General features: G+C 59.1%; 20 protein-coding genes, 1 tRNA gene and 1 pseudogene. 15 read left to right on the top strand and 7 right to left on the bottom strand.

Going from position 1 to position 18,902, the window contains the following annotated elements; translation table 11 throughout:
• Positions 1-78: 78 nt before the first annotated feature.
• From acs to B7L09_RS21880, 4 genes are all read left to right on the top strand, one after another.
• The gene (acs, locus tag B7L09_RS21895) at positions 79-2,016 is read left to right on the top strand and encodes an acetate--CoA ligase (protein ID WP_094470608.1); all 1,938 of its coding nucleotides are present in this window, start codon (positions 79-81) and stop codon (positions 2,014-2,016) included.
• 174 nt (positions 2,017-2,190) lie between these two features.
• Entirely contained in the window at positions 2,191-3,207 is a 1,017-nt protein-coding gene (locus B7L09_RS21890; protein ID WP_094470607.1) for a class I SAM-dependent rRNA methyltransferase, read from the top strand.
• 104 nt (positions 3,208-3,311) lie between these two features.
• Positions 3,312-6,266 (top strand): DUF748 domain-containing protein, encoded by a 2,955-nt coding sequence (locus B7L09_RS21885; RefSeq protein ID WP_094470606.1) that lies wholly within the window; start codon positions 3,312-3,314, stop codon positions 6,264-6,266.
• On the top strand, positions 6,266-6,562 hold the full coding sequence (locus B7L09_RS21880; RefSeq protein ID WP_094470605.1) for a DUF2845 domain-containing protein: 297 nt from the start codon (positions 6,266-6,268) through the stop codon (positions 6,560-6,562). Before B7L09_RS21885 ends, B7L09_RS21880 begins: the two co-directional genes overlap by 1 nt.
• A gap of 283 nt (positions 6,563-6,845) precedes the next feature.
• Here B7L09_RS21880 and B7L09_RS21875 read toward each other — a convergent pair whose 3' ends face one another.
• Together B7L09_RS21875 and B7L09_RS21870 are read right to left on the bottom strand one after the other, a co-directional pair.
• Positions 6,846-7,199: a BON domain-containing protein gene (locus tag B7L09_RS21875; RefSeq protein ID WP_094470604.1), complete on the bottom strand. Its 354-nt coding sequence runs from the start codon at positions 7,197-7,199 to the stop codon at positions 6,846-6,848.
• 314 nt (positions 7,200-7,513) lie between these two features.
• Positions 7,514-7,927, bottom strand: coding sequence for a pilin (locus B7L09_RS21870; protein WP_094470603.1), 414 nt, complete (start codon positions 7,925-7,927; stop codon positions 7,514-7,516).
• A 225-nt stretch (positions 7,928-8,152) separates the two neighbouring features.
• Between B7L09_RS21870 and pilB the strand changes: the two genes are divergently transcribed.
• The 5 genes from pilB to yacG all read left to right on the top strand — a co-directional run bounded on the left by pilB (position 8,153) and on the right by yacG (position 12,764).
• The gene (gene pilB / locus B7L09_RS21865) at positions 8,153-9,853 is read left to right on the top strand and encodes a type IV-A pilus assembly ATPase PilB (RefSeq protein ID WP_094470602.1); all 1,701 of its coding nucleotides are present in this window, start codon (positions 8,153-8,155) and stop codon (positions 9,851-9,853) included.
• 2 nt (positions 9,854-9,855) lie between these two features.
• Positions 9,856-11,073: a type II secretion system F family protein gene (locus tag B7L09_RS21860; protein WP_094470601.1), complete on the top strand. Its 1,218-nt coding sequence runs from the start codon at positions 9,856-9,858 to the stop codon at positions 11,071-11,073.
• A 1-nt stretch (position 11,074) separates the two neighbouring features.
• Complete coding sequence (locus tag B7L09_RS21855) at positions 11,075-11,947, top strand: prepilin peptidase (protein WP_094470600.1); 873 nt, start codon at positions 11,075-11,077, stop codon at positions 11,945-11,947.
• Positions 11,944-12,567: a dephospho-CoA kinase gene (gene coaE, locus B7L09_RS21850; protein WP_094470599.1), complete on the top strand. Its 624-nt coding sequence runs from the start codon at positions 11,944-11,946 to the stop codon at positions 12,565-12,567. The genes B7L09_RS21855 and coaE overlap by 4 nt, the downstream gene beginning before the upstream one ends.
• A complete protein-coding gene (gene yacG / locus B7L09_RS21845; protein ID WP_094470598.1) occupies positions 12,564-12,764 on the top strand; it encodes a DNA gyrase inhibitor YacG in 201 nt (66 codons plus the stop codon). Before coaE ends, yacG begins: the two co-directional genes overlap by 4 nt.
• Positions 12,765-12,767: 3 nt before the next feature.
• On the opposite strand, the gene B7L09_RS21840 is transcribed toward yacG, so the two are convergent.
• From B7L09_RS21840 to B7L09_RS21830, 3 genes are all read right to left on the bottom strand, one after another.
• Positions 12,768-12,983 carry a hypothetical protein gene (locus tag B7L09_RS21840; protein ID WP_094470597.1) on the bottom strand — a complete coding sequence of 72 codons (216 nt, stop codon included), beginning with the start codon at positions 12,981-12,983 and terminating at the stop codon, positions 12,768-12,770.
• A 63-nt stretch (positions 12,984-13,046) separates the two neighbouring features.
• Positions 13,047-13,736, bottom strand: a complete 690-nt coding sequence (locus B7L09_RS21835) for an energy-coupling factor ABC transporter permease (RefSeq protein WP_094470596.1) — start codon at positions 13,734-13,736, stop codon at positions 13,047-13,049.
• Positions 13,733-14,200 (bottom strand): FAD/FMN-containing dehydrogenase, encoded by a 468-nt coding sequence (locus tag B7L09_RS21830; protein ID WP_094470617.1) that lies wholly within the window; start codon positions 14,198-14,200, stop codon positions 13,733-13,735. The genes B7L09_RS21835 and B7L09_RS21830 overlap by 4 nt, the downstream gene beginning before the upstream one ends.
• 129 nt (positions 14,201-14,329) lie before the next feature.
• Here B7L09_RS21830 and B7L09_RS21825 point away from each other — a divergent pair, with 129 nt between their 5' ends.
• Genes B7L09_RS21825 through B7L09_RS21810 form a run of 4 tightly spaced genes read left to right on the top strand, consistent with a single transcriptional unit; the run spans position 14,330 to position 17,064 of the window.
• The gene (locus B7L09_RS21825) at positions 14,330-14,956 is read left to right on the top strand and encodes a DUF1780 domain-containing protein (RefSeq protein WP_094470595.1); all 627 of its coding nucleotides are present in this window, start codon (positions 14,330-14,332) and stop codon (positions 14,954-14,956) included.
• Positions 14,953-15,480 (top strand): MOSC domain-containing protein, encoded by a 528-nt coding sequence (locus tag B7L09_RS21820; RefSeq protein WP_094470594.1) that lies wholly within the window; start codon positions 14,953-14,955, stop codon positions 15,478-15,480. Before B7L09_RS21825 ends, B7L09_RS21820 begins: the two co-directional genes overlap by 4 nt.
• Positions 15,481-15,531: 51 nt before the next feature.
• Positions 15,532-15,705: a DUF3094 domain-containing protein gene (locus B7L09_RS21815; protein ID WP_094470593.1), complete on the top strand. Its 174-nt coding sequence runs from the start codon at positions 15,532-15,534 to the stop codon at positions 15,703-15,705.
• A gap of 60 nt (positions 15,706-15,765) precedes the next feature.
• A complete protein-coding gene (locus B7L09_RS21810) occupies positions 15,766-17,064 on the top strand; it encodes an NAD(P)/FAD-dependent oxidoreductase (RefSeq protein ID WP_094470592.1) in 1,299 nt (432 codons plus the stop codon).
• A 46-nt stretch (positions 17,065-17,110) separates the two neighbouring features.
• Here B7L09_RS21810 and B7L09_RS31680 read toward each other — a convergent pair whose 3' ends face one another.
• Positions 17,111-17,464 (bottom strand): hypothetical protein, encoded by a 354-nt coding sequence (locus B7L09_RS31680; protein WP_141213492.1) that lies wholly within the window; start codon positions 17,462-17,464, stop codon positions 17,111-17,113.
• A 79-nt stretch (positions 17,465-17,543) separates the two neighbouring features.
• On the opposite strand from B7L09_RS31680, the pseudogene B7L09_RS21805 reads away from it, so the two are divergent.
• Positions 17,544-17,963: pseudogene (locus B7L09_RS21805) on the top strand (NAD(P)/FAD-dependent oxidoreductase); the annotation flags it as partial.
• Positions 17,964-18,277: 314 nt separating this feature from the next.
• On the top strand, positions 18,278-18,676 hold the full coding sequence (locus B7L09_RS21800; RefSeq protein ID WP_010467563.1) for an HvfA family oxazolone/thioamide-modified RiPP metallophore: 399 nt from the start codon (positions 18,278-18,280) through the stop codon (positions 18,674-18,676).
• A gap of 131 nt (positions 18,677-18,807) precedes the next feature.
• On the opposite strand, the gene B7L09_RS21795 is transcribed toward B7L09_RS21800, so the two are convergent.
• Positions 18,808-18,884, bottom strand: a tRNA-Pro gene (locus B7L09_RS21795).
• Positions 18,885-18,902: the final 18 nt, after the last annotated feature.

Here is an 18,902-nt window from a genome sequence, read left to right as displayed (position 1 = left end):
ACCGCTTCGCCAGCAAGCCGGCTCCTACGAGGGTCGCGCAGCTCCCCTCTTGTCGCAAAACAAGAATAAGGAACCGTCATGTTCGATATCAGCACGTTCCCCAAAGCCGATGCCGTCCGCCGGGCTGCACACTTGAGTCAAGACGACTACCACCGCCTCTACCGCCAATCCATCGAGCACCCCACTGAGTTCTGGGCCGAGCAAGCCACCCGCTTTCTCGACTGGAGCACGCCGTGGGACACCGTCCAGCGCTATAACCTGAAAACCGGCGAGGCCAGCTGGTTTGCCGGTGGCCAGTTGAACGTCAGTTACAACTGCATCGACCGTCACCTGGAAAAACGCGGCGATCAGATCGCCATCCTCTGGGAAGGCGACGACCCCGCCGAATCCGCGCAGATCACCTACAAGAAACTCCATCACAACGTCTGTCGCCTGGCCAACGTGCTNAAAAGTCGTGGCGTGAAGAAAGGCGACCGGGTGTGCATCTACATGCCGATGATCCCGGAAGCCGCCTACGCGATGCTGGCCTGCACGCGCATTGGCGCGGTGCATTCGGTGGTGTTCGGCGGCTTCTCTCCAGACGCTGTGCGCGACCGGATTCTCGACGCCGACTGCCGCACGGTGATCACCGCCGATGAAGGCGTGCGCGGCGGCAAATACGTGCCGCTCAAGCAGAAGGTCGACGAGGCGCTGCAAAGTTGCCCGAACGTCAGCACCGTCATCGTCGTCGAGCGCACCCAAGGCAAAGTGGACTGGGTTGAAGGTCGCGATCTCTGGTATCACCAAGCGCTGCGCGACGTCAGCGACGATTGCCCGCCNGAGCCGATGGACGCCGAAGACCCGCTGTTTATTCTCTACACCTCCGGCAGCACCGGCAAACCCAAGGGCGTGTTGCACACCACGGGTGGCTACCTGCTGCAAGCGGCGATGACCTTCAAGTACGTGCTGGATTACCGCGACGGCGAAGTGTTCTGGTGCACCGCCGACGTCGGCTGGGTCACCGGCCACAGTTACATTGTCTATGGCCCGCTGGCCAACGGCGCGACCACGCTGATCTTCGAAGGCGTGCCGAGCTACCCGAACAGCTCGCGTTTCTGGCAGGTGATCGACAAACACAATGTGAACATTTTCTACACCGCCCCGACTGCCCTGCGCTCGCTGATGCGTGAAGGCCCCGAGCCGTTGAAGGAAACTTCTCGCCAGAGCCTCAGATTACTCGGCAGCGTCGGTGAGCCGATCAACCCGGAAGCGTGGGATTGGTANTTCAACGCCGTGGGCGAGCAGCGTTGCCCGATCGTCGATACCTGGTGGCAGACCGAAACCGGCGGCATCATGCTCAGCCCGCTGGTCAGCGCCCAACGGATCAAACCGGGGTGCGCAACCCAACCGATGTTTGGCGTGCAACCGGTGCTGCTGGATGAAACGGGCAAGGAAATCAAAGGCGCCGGCAGTGGCGTGCTCGCCATCAAAGCCAGCTGGCCTGGGCAAATCCGCAGCATCTACGGCGACCCGCAGCGCATGCTCGACACCTATTTCAAACCCTACCCCGGCTACTACTTCACCGGCGACGGCGCGCGGCGCGATGACGACGGCGACTACTGGATCACCGGGCGCATCGATGACGTTATTAACGTGTCCGGCCACCGTATCGGCACCGCCGAAGTGGAAAGCGCGCTGGTGCTGCATGACCAANTNGCCGAAGCGGCAGTGGTCGGTTATCCCCACGACCTCAAGGGCCAGGGCATCTACGCCTTTGTCACGCCCATGAACGGCACCGAACCCAATGACGAATTGAAGAAAGAACTGCTGGCCCACGTCAGCAAGGAGATCGGCAGTTTCGCCAANCCGGAACTGATCCAATGGGCACCCGCCTTGCCGAAAACCCGTTCCGGCAAGATCATGCGACGGATCTTGCGCAAGATTGCCTGCAACGAACTGGACAGCCTGGGGGACACCTCGACCCTGGCCGACCCGAGCGTGGTGCAAGAGTTGGTGGATAAACGCCTGAACCAGTAACTTCTGGTGCTATGCACTAACTGTGGCGAGGGGGCTTGCCCCACAAAAGCCCTTGGTGCACAAAACCCCATTGGCCACAGAAAGCCACTGACCATGGGGAACGATCAGTGGCTCGGGATCAGGTGCAATACTGTTAAACTCCCGCGCCAAATTCCCCTCCTGCAAGGCGCCAGCATGTCTTCCTTGAATCAGGCGCTGCGCGCCGCCCTCGACCACCGCCAAGACCTGATCAACGAGCTGCATGCCCAAGGCACCGACTGCTACCGGCTGTTCCATGGCAGCCAGGAAGGCGCCGGTGGCCTGACCATCGACCGTTATGGCCCGCAATTGCTGGTGCAAAGCTTCCACCAGGCGCTGGAACGTGACGCGTTGCTGCAACTGCACGAGACCGTCAATCAACACCTTGGCCTCGATACGCTGCTGGTCTACAACGACCGCTCCCGGGGCAACTCGCGTATCGACCGCGAAGACACGGTCTACCGCGCCCACGAGGCGGCCCTGCAAGACCTGATCGGCCACGAATGGGGCCTGAACTACCGGGTTCGCGGGCGTCATGCCGGTCAGGATCCGCTGCTGTTCCTTGATCTGCGCAACACCCGCGGCTGGGTCAAGGACCACAGCGCCGGCAAAAGCGTACTGAACCTGTTCGCCTACACCTGTGGCGTAGGCTTGAGCGCGGCAGCCGGTGGCGCAAGTGAGGTGTGCAACCTGGACTTCGCCGAGGGCAATCTGGCGGTCGGCCGCGAGAACGGTCTGCTCAATCCGCAATTGCCTGCGATGGAGTTCATCCAGTCCGATTACTTCCCGGCCATCCGCCAACTGGCGGGGCTGCCGATCAGTCAGCGGCGCGGGCAGAAACTGCCGAGTTACACGCGTCTCGACCAGCGTCAGTACGACCTGGTGCTGCTCGATCCACCCGCCTGGGCCAAGAGCGCNTTCGGCACCGTTGACCTGTTGCGCGACTACCAGAGCCTGCTCAAACCCGCGTTGCTGGCGACGGCCGACAATGGCGTGCTGATCTGCTGCAACAACCTCGCAAAAGTCAGCATGGACGATTGGCGCGAGCAGGTTTTGCGTTGCGCGGAGAAGGCCGGGCGGCCGGTGCGTGAGTGGACCGTCATGAAACCGGGCGGCGATTTCCCGTCGATGGATCAACAGCCGCCGCTGAAAACGTTGATTCTGCAACTCTGATCACGCAGGAAAATTCCTACGCTAATTTCTGAAAAACCAGAAGAGTGCGATCACTTCGGAACCGGAATCGCGTGCCATACTCCAACGCACTCCGATTCAGACAGATGNCGTCACCCATGCCCAAAGGATTGATTCGCGCCATAGGCGCCTTGTTGACTGCCCTTGCCCTTTACAGCCTGCTGGGGTTTCTGATTTTGCCGGGCATTGCGTTGCGGGTCGCCAACCAGCAATTGGCCAGCTACGCCACGATGCCCGCCACGATTTCCCGGATCGAACTCAACCCTTTCAGCCTGGAAGTGACCCTCTGGGGTCTGGTCATCGGCGAGCCGGGCAAGGAACAGGTCGGCTTTGAACGCCTGTATGCCAACCTGCAGATCGACAGCCTGTGGACCAAGGCGTTGCACCTGTCCGATATCGAACTGGACAAACCCAAGACCGAAATCCTTTTCGGCAAGGACGGCAAACTCAATCTGCTTGGCCTGTTCAAACTCCCCGCCAGCGAACCGACCCCAGCCGACCCGAACGCCAAGCCATTCCCGTTGCGCGTGGAACGGATCAAGCTGGCTGGCGGCAATGTGCACTTCCAGGATGCACGCCCCAGCGAACCCATCGAATTCCTCTACGACAAGCTCGACTTCGAACTGAAAAACCTCAGCACCCTGCCCGAAGACAGTGCCGACATGACGTTGGTGGCCGTCGGCCCGGCCGGTGGACAGATCGACTGGACCGGTAACTTCAGCCTGATCCCGATTGCCTCCGAAGGTAAGCTGAAGATCACCGACGGCAAGATGAAAGCCTTTTGGCCCTATGTGCGTGACGCTTTGCCTCTGGTGCTCAAAGACGGCGTCGTCAACCTGAGCACCGACTACAAACTCAACCTGTCCAAGGAAACCGAGCTGCTGCTAAGTAACGTCGCCGTCAGCATCGCGCCATTCGCCATCAACGCCCCAGATGGTCGACCGCTGGCGAAACTCGAACGTCTGGACATCAGCGAAACCACGGTGGACCTCGCCAAACAGCAAGTGGTGGTCGGCAAGATTCGCAGTAACAAGCTGGAAACCTGGGCCGCCCGCGAGGCCGATGGGCAACTGGATTGGCAAAAACTGTTCGCCAGCCAACCGTCCAAAGCAGCGGTCAAAGCCAACGCCGAACCGGCGAAAACTCCGGCGGCAGCCGATTCGCCCAAAGCCGAACCCGCGCCACCGAGCAAACCGTGGCAAGTCCTGCTCAAAGACGTACAACTGCGCAACTACCAGGTGCATCTGGCCGACCGCAAGGCACAACCCGCCGTTGCGTTGGATGTCGGCCCGCTGAACCTCGACTTGCAGAACTTCGACAGCCTCAACGGCTCGCCTTTTAACCTCAAGCTCGACACTGGCGTGGGCAAACAAGGCAAGCTCATGGCCGACGGCGTGGTTAACCTGGCACCGGTCAGCGCCAAATTGAACGTGCAGACCAAGGACATCGACCTGCGTGTCGCCCAGTCCTACATCAACCCGTTCATTCGCCTGGAACTGCGCAGCGGCATGCTCGGCAGTGATCTGGCGGTCGATCTGAAAAGCACCGAGCCATTGGCGTTCAGCGTCACCGGTAAAGCGCAGGTCGATCAACTGCACACCCTCGACACCCTCAAGACCCGCGACTTCCTCAAGTGGCAGCAGTTGGTGCTCGAAGGCGTGAACTATCAGCACGGCAATAGCCTGTCGATCGACAAGGTCAACCTGCTGCAGCCTTATGCACGTTTCATGATCAACGATGATCGCACCACCAACATCGATGACCTGCTGATCCCGCAACCGGCCGACACCGGAGTTGCCAAGACCGCCGCAGCCAAACCCGCCAGCAAGGACAAACCGCTGGGCATTCACATTGGCGGCATTGCCATCAATGACGGTTCGGCGAACTTCGCCGACTTCAGCCTCACGCCCAACTTCGCCACGGCCGTGCAGCAGCTCAACGGGCAGATCGGCACCATCGACAGCCGGCAGGCAAAACCGGCCACCGTCGATATCAAAGGCAAGGTCGACCGCTACGCGCCCGTGACCATCAAGGGTTCGGTCAATCCGTTCGACCCGATGTCCAGCCTCGACATCGCCACCAGTTTCAAACGCGTGGAATTGACCACGCTGACGCCCTACTCCGGCAAGTTCGCCGGTTACCGTATCCGCAAGGGCCGGCTCAATCTCGACCTGCACTACATCATCGTCAAGGGCCAGCTCAAGGCCGAGAACAAAGTGGTCGTCGAGCAGCTGCAACTGGGTGAGAAAGTCGACAGTCCGGACGCTGTAAGCCTGCCGCTGAAACTGGCGATCGCGTTGCTCAAGGACGTCGACGGCAAGATTTCCATCGAACTGCCGGTGACCGGCGACCTGAATAACCCGCAATTCAGCGTGATGCCGATTGTGTGGCAGACCCTGCGCAACCTGGTCGTANAGGCGGCTGCCGCGCCGTTCAAAATGATTGGCGGGCTGGTCAGTGGCGGCGGTTCCGAAGATTTGGGCACTGTCTCGTTTGCGCCGGGCTCGAGTGAGCTGAGCAAGGACGCCGAGGGTTCGTTGGTCAAACTGTCCCAGGCCCTCAAGGAACGTCCTGCCCTGCGCCTGGAAATCGAAGGCACCGCGGCCGCCAAAAGCGACGGCCCACTGATTGCCGAGCAACGGCTTGAGCGCGAATATCAGTACAACTACTACAAAATGCTCCAGCGACGCGGTGACAAGGTTCCGGCCCAGGCTTCGTTGCTGCAAGTGCCGGACGGCGAGAAAGGTCCGCTGTTGGAAGGGATCTACCGCACGCGCCTGAAGACTCAGCCACCGGCTGAATGGAAGGATCTGGGCAAGGAAGAACGCACCGTTAAAATGCGCGCAGACGTGATCAAATTCTGGAGCACCAGCGATGTGTTGCTGCGCCAACTGGGCCAGGAACGCGCCAGCAGCATCAAGGATTATCTGGTGGACAAGGCCCAGATGGCCGATGACCGCGTCTACTTCATCGACGCCCAACTGGGCGAGGCCGAAAGTGACGGTCGGGTGGTAACACCGATGCACCTGGATGCCGAGTGATGATCAGACGATTGCTGATCAGCCTGACCCTGGCGCTGGCGGCCGGTCAGGCCTCGGCGGCCGATACCCTGCGCTGCGGCAGCCAATTGGTCAGCGTCGGGGACAGGTCCAGCGAGGTGCTGCAGAAGTGCGGTGAACCCGTCAGCCGCGATCTGCTGGGCTACAAGCGCAGCGCCAACCGGCGGGAAGAGTTTCAGGTCGAGGAATGGACCTACGGGCCCAATGGCGGGATGTATCAATACCTGCGGTTTGAAGGTAATCGTCTGAAACAGATCACCAGTAAACGCGGTAACTGAACCCACAATCCAAAGTGGGCACATACCAATGTGGGAGCGAGCCTGCTCGCGATGGCGGTGTGTCATTCAGCATTGATGTTGACGGACACACCGCTATCGCGAGCAGGCTCACTCCCACATTGGTTTTTGCGACGCCCACAATAGAACAGGCCCCCGACACGAATGTCGGAGGCCTGTAATGGCCACATCCTTGTGGCCTTTCGCATGAACTCTCCAGATGCGGCTGGCGTATTGCTCGGCCCGCCTGCCGCGCCTTCTCCCAGTCCAGGCGAGAAGTCTTGCCTTACTCGGCTTTCAGGCCGTCAGCGGATACCGCTTTGACGCCTTTGATTTTCTTGGTGATCGCNACAGCAGTGGCTTTCTGAGCGTCNGTCACNGCNACAGTNGACGACAGGGAAACAACACCTTTGTTGGTTTCAACTTTGATGTCGGTGCCAGGAATACCTTTTTCAGTNACCAGGTCAGCTTTGACTTTGGTGGTGATCCAAGTGTCGGAAGTGGCNTCTTTGGCTTTGGTCACTTCACCGGCTGCCAGGACCATTGGAGCCTGGGTCGCCTGGGTTTGAGCGAATGCAGCGTTGGCCATGGTCAGGGTCAGCGCGGTAGCAGTAGCGGCAGCGATAGCGAACTTCTTCATACGAGTAACTCCTGTTTTTCTAGAAAGTCTGCTGCGTGTCTTGTCAGCAGGGTTACTGGGTATATTGCGAACGCTGTGCCAACTTTGAGACAGGAAATAATTCCTTATAAAACAGTTACTTATGAAACAGGCCGATTTTCGAAATCATGCAAAATGCATGACTTCGAGATTCTCTACATGCAAGTTGCGGTTTTTGACGTGGGCCTAAGGCCATGAATTGTCGAGAATTTCTTTCTTTCACGAGTTTTCCCCTACGTCAGACAAAAAAAATGCCCTGTCTTTGCAGACAGGGCACTCGTCAAGCCGCCGAGAAACTACGTTCCGGTGGCATTACAACCTTTCGGCGCGTAATCAGGCGCAACCGTGGTGGCGCATGTCCAGCCAGCCAACGTGCGCGACAGGGTGATTGTCTTGCTCAAAACCGGACCCGGTGCATTAAGAATCGTGCAAGCGATAGAACCGGTACCATCAGTCGCCACGCCAGAAGCTGTAGTGGTGCAGTTAGAGGTAGTGGCTGTTCCCCCGACCTTCGTCAGATCCGGATTGGTACCGGAGTTCATAAGGTCCTCAAACGGGACTTTCAACGCTGTGATCTCTGCCAGACCGGCCGTCACCTTGGCACGCGCTTGATACTTCGAATAAGCCGGCAACGCAAACGTCGCCAGAATCCCGATGATCGCTACCACGATCAGCAATTCGATCAGGGTAAAACCTTTTTGAGTATTCATAGACAGGCTCCATGCATGAGTCGAAATCTCATGATCTGAACTAGCTTCAGCACACCCCGTGCCAAGCGCTGCGCCCCCTGTTCACGGGGCGCGAAGCGAGAGCAAAGACCTTTCCTACCCCCAGGATCCGCACTATCTGACACTATTTGTCACCTGACGGCCGCTGGTTTGGCTCAGCGCCTTGACTAGGCTATAAGTCATGAACTGTCTGCGTCCGGTATCCCTATGAATGACATCGCCCTTAGCGGTCTGGCCAAGCAACTGGTCCTGGCCGAACTGCTTACTGAACAAAGCGCGCAACAGGCGTATCAGCAAGCCCAACGCAGCAGAATCTCCCTGGTCAGTTACCTGGTGCAGAACAAACTGGTGAAGAGCCGACAGGTCGCCGAGATTGCGTCGGAGCATTTCGGCATGGCGCTGCTCGACCTCAATTGCCTGGACAGGGAAACCCAGCCCCGAGGGTTGGTCAGCGAGAAGCTGATCCGTCAGCACCACGCCCTGCCCCTCTGGCGCCGTGGCAACAAACTGTTCGTGGGGATTTGCGACCCGACCAATCATCAAGCCATCAATGACATCCAGTTCAGCACCGGGTTGAACACCGAAGCCATCCTGGTGGAGGACGATAAACTCAGCGACGCCATCGAGAAATTCTTCGACAGCCATTCCACCGGCCTGGAAGACATGGCCGATGTTGACCTTGACGGGCTGGACATCGAGTCGGTCGACGACAACAAAAAGGACGCCATCGCCGGCCAGGATGCCGATGACGCGCCGGTGGTGCGTTTCGTCCACAAGATGTTGCTCGATGCGATCAAAAGCGGCTCTTCCGACCTGCATTTCGAACCCTACGAAAAAACCTACCGGGTGCGGATGCGCACCGACGGCATGCTCCGCGAAGTCGCCAGTCCGCCAAGCCAACTGGCCAACCGCATTGCGGCGCGGCTGAAAGTCATGGCCAGCCTCGACATCTCCGAGCGGCGCAAACCCCAGGACGGGCGGATCAAGATGCGCCTGTCCAAGACCAAGTCCATCGACTTCCGGGTCAATACCCTGCCAACCCTGTGGGGCGAGAAAGTGGTGATCCGGATCCTCGACCCGTCCAGCGCGCAAATGGGCATCGATGCCCTCGGCTACGAGCCTGAGCAGAAAGACTTGTACATGGCCGCGCTGAAGCAGCCACAGGGGATGATCCTGGTCACCGGGCCGACCGGCTCGGGCAAGACCGTGTCGCTCTACACCGGCCTGAATATCCTCAACACCGTGGACATCAACATCTCCACCGCCGAAGACCCGGTGGAGATCAACATGGAGGGCATCAACCAGGTCAACGTCAACCCCAAGCAAGGGCTGGATTTCGCCCAGGCGCTGCGATCATTCCTGCGTCAGGACCCGGACGTGATCATGGTCGGTGAAATCCGCGACCTCGAAACCGCCGAAGTCGCCATCAAGGCCGCCCAGACCGGGCACATGGTGCTTTCCACCTTGCACACCAACAGTGCTGCAGAAACCCTGACCCGCTTGCACAACATGGGCATTCAGGGCTTCAACATCGCCACCTCGGTCACCCTGATCATCGCCCAGCGGCTGGCGCGCAAATTGTGCAGCCATTGCAAGAAACCCATCGTGATTCCCCGCGAAGCGCTGCTCAAGGAAGGCTTCCCCGAGGAACGCATCGGCTCATTCACGATCTATGAGCCGGTCGGCTGTGATCAGTGCAACCGCGGTTACAAAGGTCGAGTGGGGATTTATGAAGTGGTAAAGAACACACCGGACCTGCAACGACTGATCATGGCCGAAGGCAACTCACTGGAAATCGACATCCAGATGCGCAAGGACGGTTTTAATGACTTGCGCACCTCGGGCTTGATCAAGGCCATGCAAGGCGTCACCAGCCTTGAAGAAATCAACCGGGTCACCAAGGACTGAACATGGCGGTCAAAGCAGCAAAAATCAGTGTCTACGCCTGGGAAGGAACGGACAGGAAAGGTTCCAAAATGACCGGCGAGTTGAGCGGTCTCAACCCGGCGCTGATCAAGGCCCAGTTGCGCAAGCAGGGAATCAACCCCGGCAAGGTGCGCAAGAAATCCGCCTCGATTTTCAGCTTTGGCAACCGCATCAAGGCTCAGGAAATTGCCCTGTTTACCCGGCAGATGGCAACGATGATGAAAGCCGGCGTGCCGCTGCTGCAATCGTTCGACATCATCGGTGAAGGCTTCGACAACCCGGCCATGCGCAAACTGGTGGACGAGGTGAAGCAGGAAGTCGCGGCGGGTAACAGCTTCGCTGCGTCCTTGCGAAAAAAGCCGCAGTACTTCGATGAGCTGTACTGCAACCTGGTGGACGCGGGTGAGCAGGCCGGCGCGCTGGACACCCTGCTGGAACGGGTGGCGACTTATAAGGAAAAGAGCGAAAGCCTCAAGGCCAAGATCAAGAAAGCCATGACCTACCCGCTGGCGGTGGTCTTTGTGGCGATCATTGTCACCGGGATTCTGCTGGTCAAGGTGGTGCCGCAGTTCGAGTCGGTGTTCAAGGGCTTTGGCGCCGAATTGCCGGCCTTCACCGTGATGGTCATCGGCTTGTCGGAGTTCTTGCAGGCTTGGTGGTGGATGTTACTTGGCGTGTTGATCGCCGCGATCTTCGGTGTGCGCCACGCCTTTGAAACCTCCCAGGCCTTTCGGGACCGCATGGACACTTGGCTGCTGAAGCTGCCGCTGATCGGCACACTGATGTACAAGTCCGCCGTGGCCCGTTACGCCCGCACCCTGTCGACCACATTCGCCGCCGGTGTGCCGTTGGTCGAGGCCCTGGAGTCAGTGGCGGGCGCGACCGGCAACATCGTGTTCAAGCGAGCGGTGCTGCGCATCAAGCAGGACGTGTCGACCGGCATGCAGCTGAATTTCTCCATGCGCACCTCGGGCATCTTTCCCAGCATGGCGATCCAGTTGACCGCCATTGGCGAAGAATCCGGTGCACTGGACGACATGCTCGATAAGGTCGCGAGCTTCTACGAGGACGAAGTGGACAATATGGTCGATAACCTCACCAGCCTGATGGAGCCGTTCATCATGGTGGTGCTGGGTGTTATTGTCGGTGGCCTGGTGGTTGCGATGTACCTGCCCATCTTCCAACTCGGCTCAGCGATCTGACATGCCCTTGAACGAAATCCTGATCCTCTATCCGCTGGTGTTCGTGGTCATCGCCCTGGCGGTCGGCCTGCTGGTTGGCAGTTTCCTCAACGTGGTGGTCTGGCGCCTGCCGAAAATGCTCCACCGCGAATGGCGGCTGCAAGCCCATGACGTGTTGGGCGTTCCGCCCGAAGCACCGGGCCCGGCCTACAACTTGATGCTGCCTCATTCCCACTGCCCACAGTGCGACCATCGAATCCGCGCCTGGGAAAACATCCCGCTGCTCAGTTATCTGTTTTTACGGGGTCGATGCTCGAACTGCGCCGCGCCAATCAGCAAACGTTATCCGCTGACTGAACTGGCCTGCGGTCTGCTCTCGGGGTTTATCGCCTGGCATTTCGGCTTCGGCTGGCAGGCCTGCATGGTGCTGGTGCTGACCTGGGGTTTGCTGGGCATGAGTCTGATCGACGCCGAGCACCAACTGCTGCCGGATGTGTTGGTGCTGCCGCTGCTGTGGCTGGGGTTGATCGTCAACAGCTTCGGATTGTTCGTGTCATTGCATGAAGCGTTGTGGGGCGCAGTGGCCGGTTACATGACGNTGTGGACGGTGTTCTGGCTGTTCAAGCTGATCACCGGCAAGGACGGCATGGGCTATGGCGACTTCAAGNTGCTGGCCCTGCTCGGGGCCTGGGGTGGCTGGCAGATATTGCCGCTGACCCTCCTCCTGTCATCGCTCGTGGGGGCCATCATCGGGGTAATTTTGCTGCGACTGCGCAACGCGAAAACCTCGACTCCGATCCCCTTCGGACCCTTTCTGGCAATTGCCGGCTGGATTGCCTTGCTCTGGGGTGGTCAAATAACCGACTTCTATTTGCAGTCTGTCGGTTTCAGATGACCACTTCTGTCGCAACACCCTGGATTCTTGGCCTTACTGGCGGTATCGGCAGCGGCAAAAGCGCAGCCGCCCAGCACTTCATCGACCTGGGCGTGCACGTAGTGGACGCCGATCATGCAGCCCGCTGGGTGGTGGAGCCGGGGCGCCCGGCGCTGGCGAAGATCGCCGAACATTTCGGCCCCGGCGTATTGCAAGCCGACGGGCAACTGGATCGCGCGGCATTGCGCAAACTGATCTTTGAGGTGGCGGAGGAACGCCGCTGGCTCGAAGCGTTGCTGCATCCGCTGATCGCCAAGGAAATCACCGATCACCTGGCCAAGGCACAATCGCCTTACGCGATTCTGGTTTCGCCGTTGCTGATCGAGTCCGGCCAGTACGCCATGACCCAACGGGTCCTGGTGATCGACGCCCCGGAACAGCTACAGATCGAACGCACCTTGCAGCGTGACCAGACCAGCGAGCAACAGGTCCAGGCGATCCTCAAGGCGCAATCCAGCCGCCAGGACCGCGTGAGCCACGCCGACGATGTGGTGGTCAACGACCGCGACCTCGCCTGGCTGCACAGCGAGGTCGAGCGACTGCACCACTTTTACCTTACTTTGCGTGGAGGCCAGTCATGAGCCAGACCCCAACCGTCAATTGTCCAACCTGTGGCGCCCCTGTCGAATGGAGCGCCGACAGCACGTTCCGGCCATTCTGTTCGGACCGTTGCAAACTGATCGACCTGGGCGCCTGGGCGTCGGAAGAACACAAGATTCCGGTCAGCCCGGACGCCGAAGACGAGATGTTCAGCGAAGACTTCGAGCCGCGCCACTGAGACTCAGGGCCGCATAAAGCCATAGTCCTGGTCTTCATCGAGGTTTTCCGCGAGAAAGCGCAACTCGTCGGCCAGGTCTTCGGCACTGCGCACCGCCTTGCTCTGCTGCACCACCGCGCTGAGCAAGGCGCGCAGGCTCAATCCCGGATCAAACCCCACTTCCTGCGCGCCATCCAGACTCTGACGCAGCTCCTGCCTTGCCCATTCGTACACACTCATTTCGATGCTCCTGAAGGTTTTGCAGAGCATGGAAGCGTCAGCGATTGATGGATTTGATGTGGATCAAGACTTGGGATCGTCGTCTTTCCAGGGCGCCGAAAGGTAGCGTGTGCGGTTGAAGGTCTCCAGCCATTCCGGGCTGAACACCACCAGCGCGCTGACAATCATGCCGTTGATGAAAGCTTCCGGAAAAATCAGCAGCCACAGATAACCGACAAAATCTTCCAGCCAGTACGGCATCTCGAAACGTTCGTTGAACCACAACAGCCACAGCGCCAGTAATAGGCACAGCAACGCTGACAGCGCCGCTGCAAAGAAGCCGGAAACGAAGATATACACAAAGGGATTTCGCGGCTGTGCGCGCTCGACCAGGATCGCACAGCATTCGGTCACCAGCACCGGCAACAAAATCAGCAGCGCACCGTTGACCCCGAAGGCCGCCAGATCCTGACGCCCGAGCAGCACCAGCCCGCACTGCGCCACCAAGGCACCGACGATCGCCAACGGCCAATCCAGCAGCAACGTTACAGCCGTCATGCCAATGAAGTGATACGACACGCCTGTATCGAAATCACGTCGTACCAGCCACAGCATGAACAGCGCGAACACCGTGCCGAACAGCAAATGCTGACGGCGGCTGTCGGTGAACAGTTCAACCCACGGCGCACGCCAGATGGCCCAGAGCAACACAGGCACAAGAATCAGCCAGCCGACTGTCAGCGTTTGCAGGGACAGCAGCTCGGCACCGATCATGGTCGAACCTTCTCCAGTGCCTCATGCAGCTGCGCGGCCGTGGCATATTCGTGTTGCGCAACCAAATGACCGTCTTTGAGTTGCAGCCACAGCACTTTATCCACAGCCCCGGGATAGCGCGGCGCCACACGCCCCTCGCGGTCCAGCATGACCCGGTAGGCATAATCGCGCATGGCCGGAACGGCAAACATCTTCGCGATCAGCCGTGGCATGCGCTGGATGTCCGCTAAAAACACGACGTGTCGCGCCTCCAGATAACCCTTGGGCTGGCCTTGCAGCGCAGCGTCAACCAGTTTGGCAGCGTCCATGCTTCGCGCCACCAGCAACGTCTGAGTCTGATTATCGAGCGTGTAGGCCTGGTCGAATTGATCGAGCAAGGTCCAGGGCGCCAGTCGCTCACCCACCTCCAGCGCCTGGGCCCATAAGGGCAGAAGACTCAGCAGTAACACCGGCCAATATTTCACGTTCAACCCCTTGTCAGATCGCTTAGGCATCATTGCCATCAGTCTACACCGCCCGTTCCGACTGCCCAGTGACGTCCTTTGCCGGTAAACGCTTTCAGCTTGTCGCATTTGAACGCTAAGCTTGGGCCTATGGATGACTCAGATTATTTACGCCTGCTNACCGTAGCGGCCGAACAAGCCAACGCGTTCCTGTCCAATGCCCGCAAATGGGAGCGTGAGCGTTGGGTCTGCCAGCGCCTGCTGCAAGGCTTGAATGTGCCCTACCGCGCCGAGGAATTTCCCCCNGCGGGGGAGCCGCCTGACGTGTTGTTTCGCGACGCCAGCTTCGAGGTGTTTTTCGTGCTGGATGAGGGCCGCCGCCTGAACGACGAATGGCGCGATGAGTTGCTGCGCCGACGCAGTGCGTTTTCCCTGAGCCAACTGGTGCGTCGCGAGGCCAAGCCGCGTCGCATCCCCGCCAATGANTTNTTGCTGAGACTGGCGCCGACCTTGCGTAAAAAAGCGCACAACTACAAAGAACGCGGCATGGACCTGGGGGAACTGGACATCATNGCCTTCACCAGCCTCAAACGTGAAGTGCTGGACCTCAACAGCCATTTCCCGCCGCCCACCGAATACCTGCGCCAGGGTTGGCGCTCGCTGTCACTGGTAGGCCCCACCTTTGCCCGCGTGCTGTTCGCCCACCCGGACGCACCGGATTTCCTGCGCAATAACCTGGGGCGCAGCATCGTCTTCGACGTCGGGATCAGCCTGTGAGCCCGTTACAGGAATTAATCGCCGAAGTCCCACAAACCGGCCGCGTGCGCTGGATCGGCGTGCGCCCGGAACCTCACGTGCCGATGATCGAACTGGATGCCGTGGAGGCGCGACTTGAAGCCGGCCTGACCGGCGACCGAGCCCGCCCCGGTGTCCGCAATGCGCGGCAAGTGACGTTGATCCAGTGGGAACATCTGGCGGTGATCAGTTCGCTGATGGGCCGCCCGCACGACCAACCGGTCTTGCCTGAAGAGTTGCGGCGCAACCTCGTTATCAGTGGTATCAACCTGTTCAGCCTCAAGGGTCGGCGTTTCCGCATCGGCCAGGCCATTTTCGAAACCACCGGCTGGTGCCAGCCGTGTGCGCGTCTGCAGAACAACCTGGGCCCCGGGACGTTTCAGGCCGTTCGCGGACATGGCGGAATCACAGCCCGAGTGTTACAAGGTGGAATCATCCGCCTGGACGATACGGTGAGCGTCGAGCCCATTCCCGACAGCGGCTATGCTCCGTTCAACGTTCGTTAATCAGCCTGTAGCTTCTACACATTCAGCAACGTCTACCTGACGAGGCCCAATATGACCAGCCGCCTGAACCCCGATGACCAACAGCATGTCGAAGAGTACCTGCAACTCTCCCAAAACCGAGTCGAGCGCAAGCCTTTCCGGCCGTGGATGCTCCTGGTGGTGGTGTTGGCAGTGACCATTGGTTTAGGCCTGTTGAGCCGATTTATCAGTTACCTGACGCTATGAGCAGCTTCGCGCTCGCTCGGGTAATTGCTCCGATTTCTTTTAGCCTTGCGAGATATCCCCATGACCCATCGTATTATTATCGTCGGCGGCGGCGCCGGCGGCCTGGAGTTGGCTACCCGCCTGGGTAAGACTCTGGGCAAACGTGGCACGGCCAGTGTGATGCTGGTCGACGCGAACCTGACCCACATCTGGAAGCCGCTGTTGCACGAAGTGGCGGCCGGGTCGCTGAACTCTTCCGAAGACGAACTCAATTATGTCGCCCAGGCCAAATGGAACCACTTCGAGTTCCAGCTGGGGCGCATGAGCGGCCTTGACCGTGAACAGAAGAAAATCCAGCTGGCCGCCACTTACGACGAAGCCGGCCTGGAACTGGTGCCGGCGCGTGAAGTGGCTTACGACTCGCTGGTGATTGCCGTCGGCAGTACCACCAACGATTTCGGCACCGAGGGCGCAGCGCAGCACTGCCTGTTCCTCGACACCCGCAAACAGGCCGAGCGTTTCCACCAGCANTTGCTCAATCACTACCTGCGCGCCCATGCCGGTCAGACCGACAAGGTCGAGCAGATCAGCGTCGCCATCGTCGGCGCCGGGGCAACGGGCGTTGAGCTCGCCGCTGAACTGCACAATGCCGCTCACGAACTGGCGGCCTATGGCCTGGACCGGATCAAACCGGAAAACATGCACATCACCCTCATCGAAGCCGGCCCGCGGGTATTGCCTGCGCTGCCCGAGCGGATTGGCGGCCCTGTGCATAAAACCCTGGAGAAACTCGGGGTGACGGTATTGACCAATGCGGCGGTCAGCGAAGTGACTGCTGACAGCTTGATCACCGCCGACGGCAAAGTGATCAACGCCAGCCTGAAAGTCTGGGCCGCCGGCATTCGTGCGCCGGGTTTCCTCAAGGACATCGATGGCCTGGAAACCAACCGCATCAACCAGCTGCAAGTGCTGCCGACCCTGCAAACCACCCGCGACGAAAACATTTTCGCCTTCGGGGACTGCGCGGCCTGCCCGCAACCGGGCACCGATCGCAACGTACCGCCGCGCGCCCAAGCTGCGCACCAGCAAGCTTCGTTGCTGGCCAAATCGCTGAAACTGCGGATCGAAGGCAAGGCGTTGCCGGAGTACAAGTACACCGATTACGGCTCGCTGATCTCGCTGTCACGTTTTTCGGCGGTGGGTAACTTGATGGGCAACCTGACCGGGAGCGTGATGCTCGAAGGCTGGCTGGCGCGGATGTTCTATGTGTCGCTGTACCGCATGCACCAGGTCGCGCTGTACGGTTTTTTCCGCACCGCGATGCTGATGCTGGGCAGCAAGATTGGGCGCGGGACTGAGCCTAGGCTCAAATTGCACTAATAACACGCAGCAGTGTGGGAGCGGGCTTGCCCGCGATGGCAGTAGATCAGCACAAGATATACAAGCTGATAAGACGCCATCGCAGGCAAGCCCGCTCCCACATTTTTTTGCGTGCCAACGCATTACCATCCTTCCATAACAAAATTTGAAAGCAAAACTGACCGTTCGATAACGGTTTATTGATCTGCAAATTGAAATGACCGTTTCCTTCCATAAGCTGCTCAGCACTCAAAGCATCTTCCTTTCCCGGGGTTACCACTCGCACACGGTGACGAGCGTGCCCCCCCCCTTGAACGCGAAAGTTCTGACCCACTTTGGTGTTTTCGGCTGGCGATGTGACGTAGGGCGGAGATACTGGTTTTGGAGGAGGATTAGGACCACCGGGGAATTCGTTGGACATGATTAATTTCCTTATTCAAATAAGTAAGAGAGGCCAACTGCAATATGTTTTTAGTCTGATTGCGAGCTCATTACACCTGTTGCAGGTGTTGCCGACGCTGCAGACCACCCGCGACGAAAACATCTTCGCCTTTGGGGACTGCGCTGCCTGCCCACAAACGGGCACCGACCGTAATGTGCCACCACGCGCTCAGGCGGCTCACCAGCAGGCGTCATTGCTGGCCAAATCGCTGAAATTGCGGATCGACGGCAAGGACCTGCCGTCCTACAAGTACACCGACTACGGCTCGCTGATCTCGCTGTCGAGATTCTCGGCTGTGGGTAACTTGATGGGCAACCTGACCGGCAGTGTGATGCTCGAAGGTTGGCTGGCGCGGATGTTCTATGTGTCGCTGTACCGCATGCACCAGATGGCGCTGTATGGCGCGTTTCGCACGGCGATGCTGATGCTCGGTAGCAAAATCGGCCGCGGGACTGAGCCGCGACTCAAACTGCACTAGGATTTTCAGCGTCTATCTAGGCCTTTTCGCGGGCAAGCCCGCTCCCACAGGTAATGTGTCGACCGTGAAATCCGNGGCTTGCCCGCGATGCAGGCGCCTCGGTCTAACCTGCGGACACTTGTGTGTCTCACTGTATCTCCCGCCGCGATTCCACCCCTTCGCTTACAAACTCCCCCTTGCGCGACACAGTAGCGATACACCCCGCCCTTTAAATGGCCACATCCGAGCAAGGCAACTCGCCCGCTACGGTTATCGCCGCACTCACGTGGCGTCCTTTATCGAACGGTTGTGTCGTGCAACCCAGGAGTATTGAAATGTCCCGTACTACCAAAAACACTATTGGCCTGCTCGGCGCTGTTTTGGCCGGCGGCATGATGTTGTCCGGTTCCGTATTCGCAGCGCAGCCGTTGACCCAGGGCTACCTGCTGGCCTCGGCCGAACAGGTGGTGAAAACCCCTGAAGGCAAGTGTGGCGAAGGCAAGTGTGGCGATGCGTCGATGGCGAAGACCGATACCGATGGCGACGGCAAGGTCTCCCGTGCCGAATTCCAGAAAGTCGCGCCGAAGTCCAATTTTGACAAGATCGACACCAACCATGATGGCTTCATCGACGAGCAAGAGGCTTACGACAACGTAAAAGCCAACTTCGAAGCCAATGGCAAGAAAATGCCAAAAGGTCTCTTCGAACATTTGAAAGACCAAGACGGCGCCTAAGCCTTCAGGAATCAAACCGCGCTTTTCCTTCGGGAAGCGCGGTTTTTTTCGTCTGGCGATTTACACCTNGAANNNCNNNANNNNGNAGACAAAAAAAATCCCCGTATCTTTCGATACGAGGATTTTTAATATGGTCGGGGTAAGGGGATTCGAACTCCTGACATCCTGCTCCCAAAGCAGGCGCGCTACCGGACTGCGCTATACCCCGGAAAAAAAGGCGACCTTT

This window comes from Pseudomonas mandelii (genome assembly GCF_002251635.1).
GTDB lineage: Bacteria > Pseudomonadota > Gammaproteobacteria > Pseudomonadales > Pseudomonadaceae > Aquipseudomonas > Aquipseudomonas mandelii_B.
Note: the sequence above shows the minus strand (reverse complement) of the source record. Positions and strands in the feature narration are given on the sequence as shown.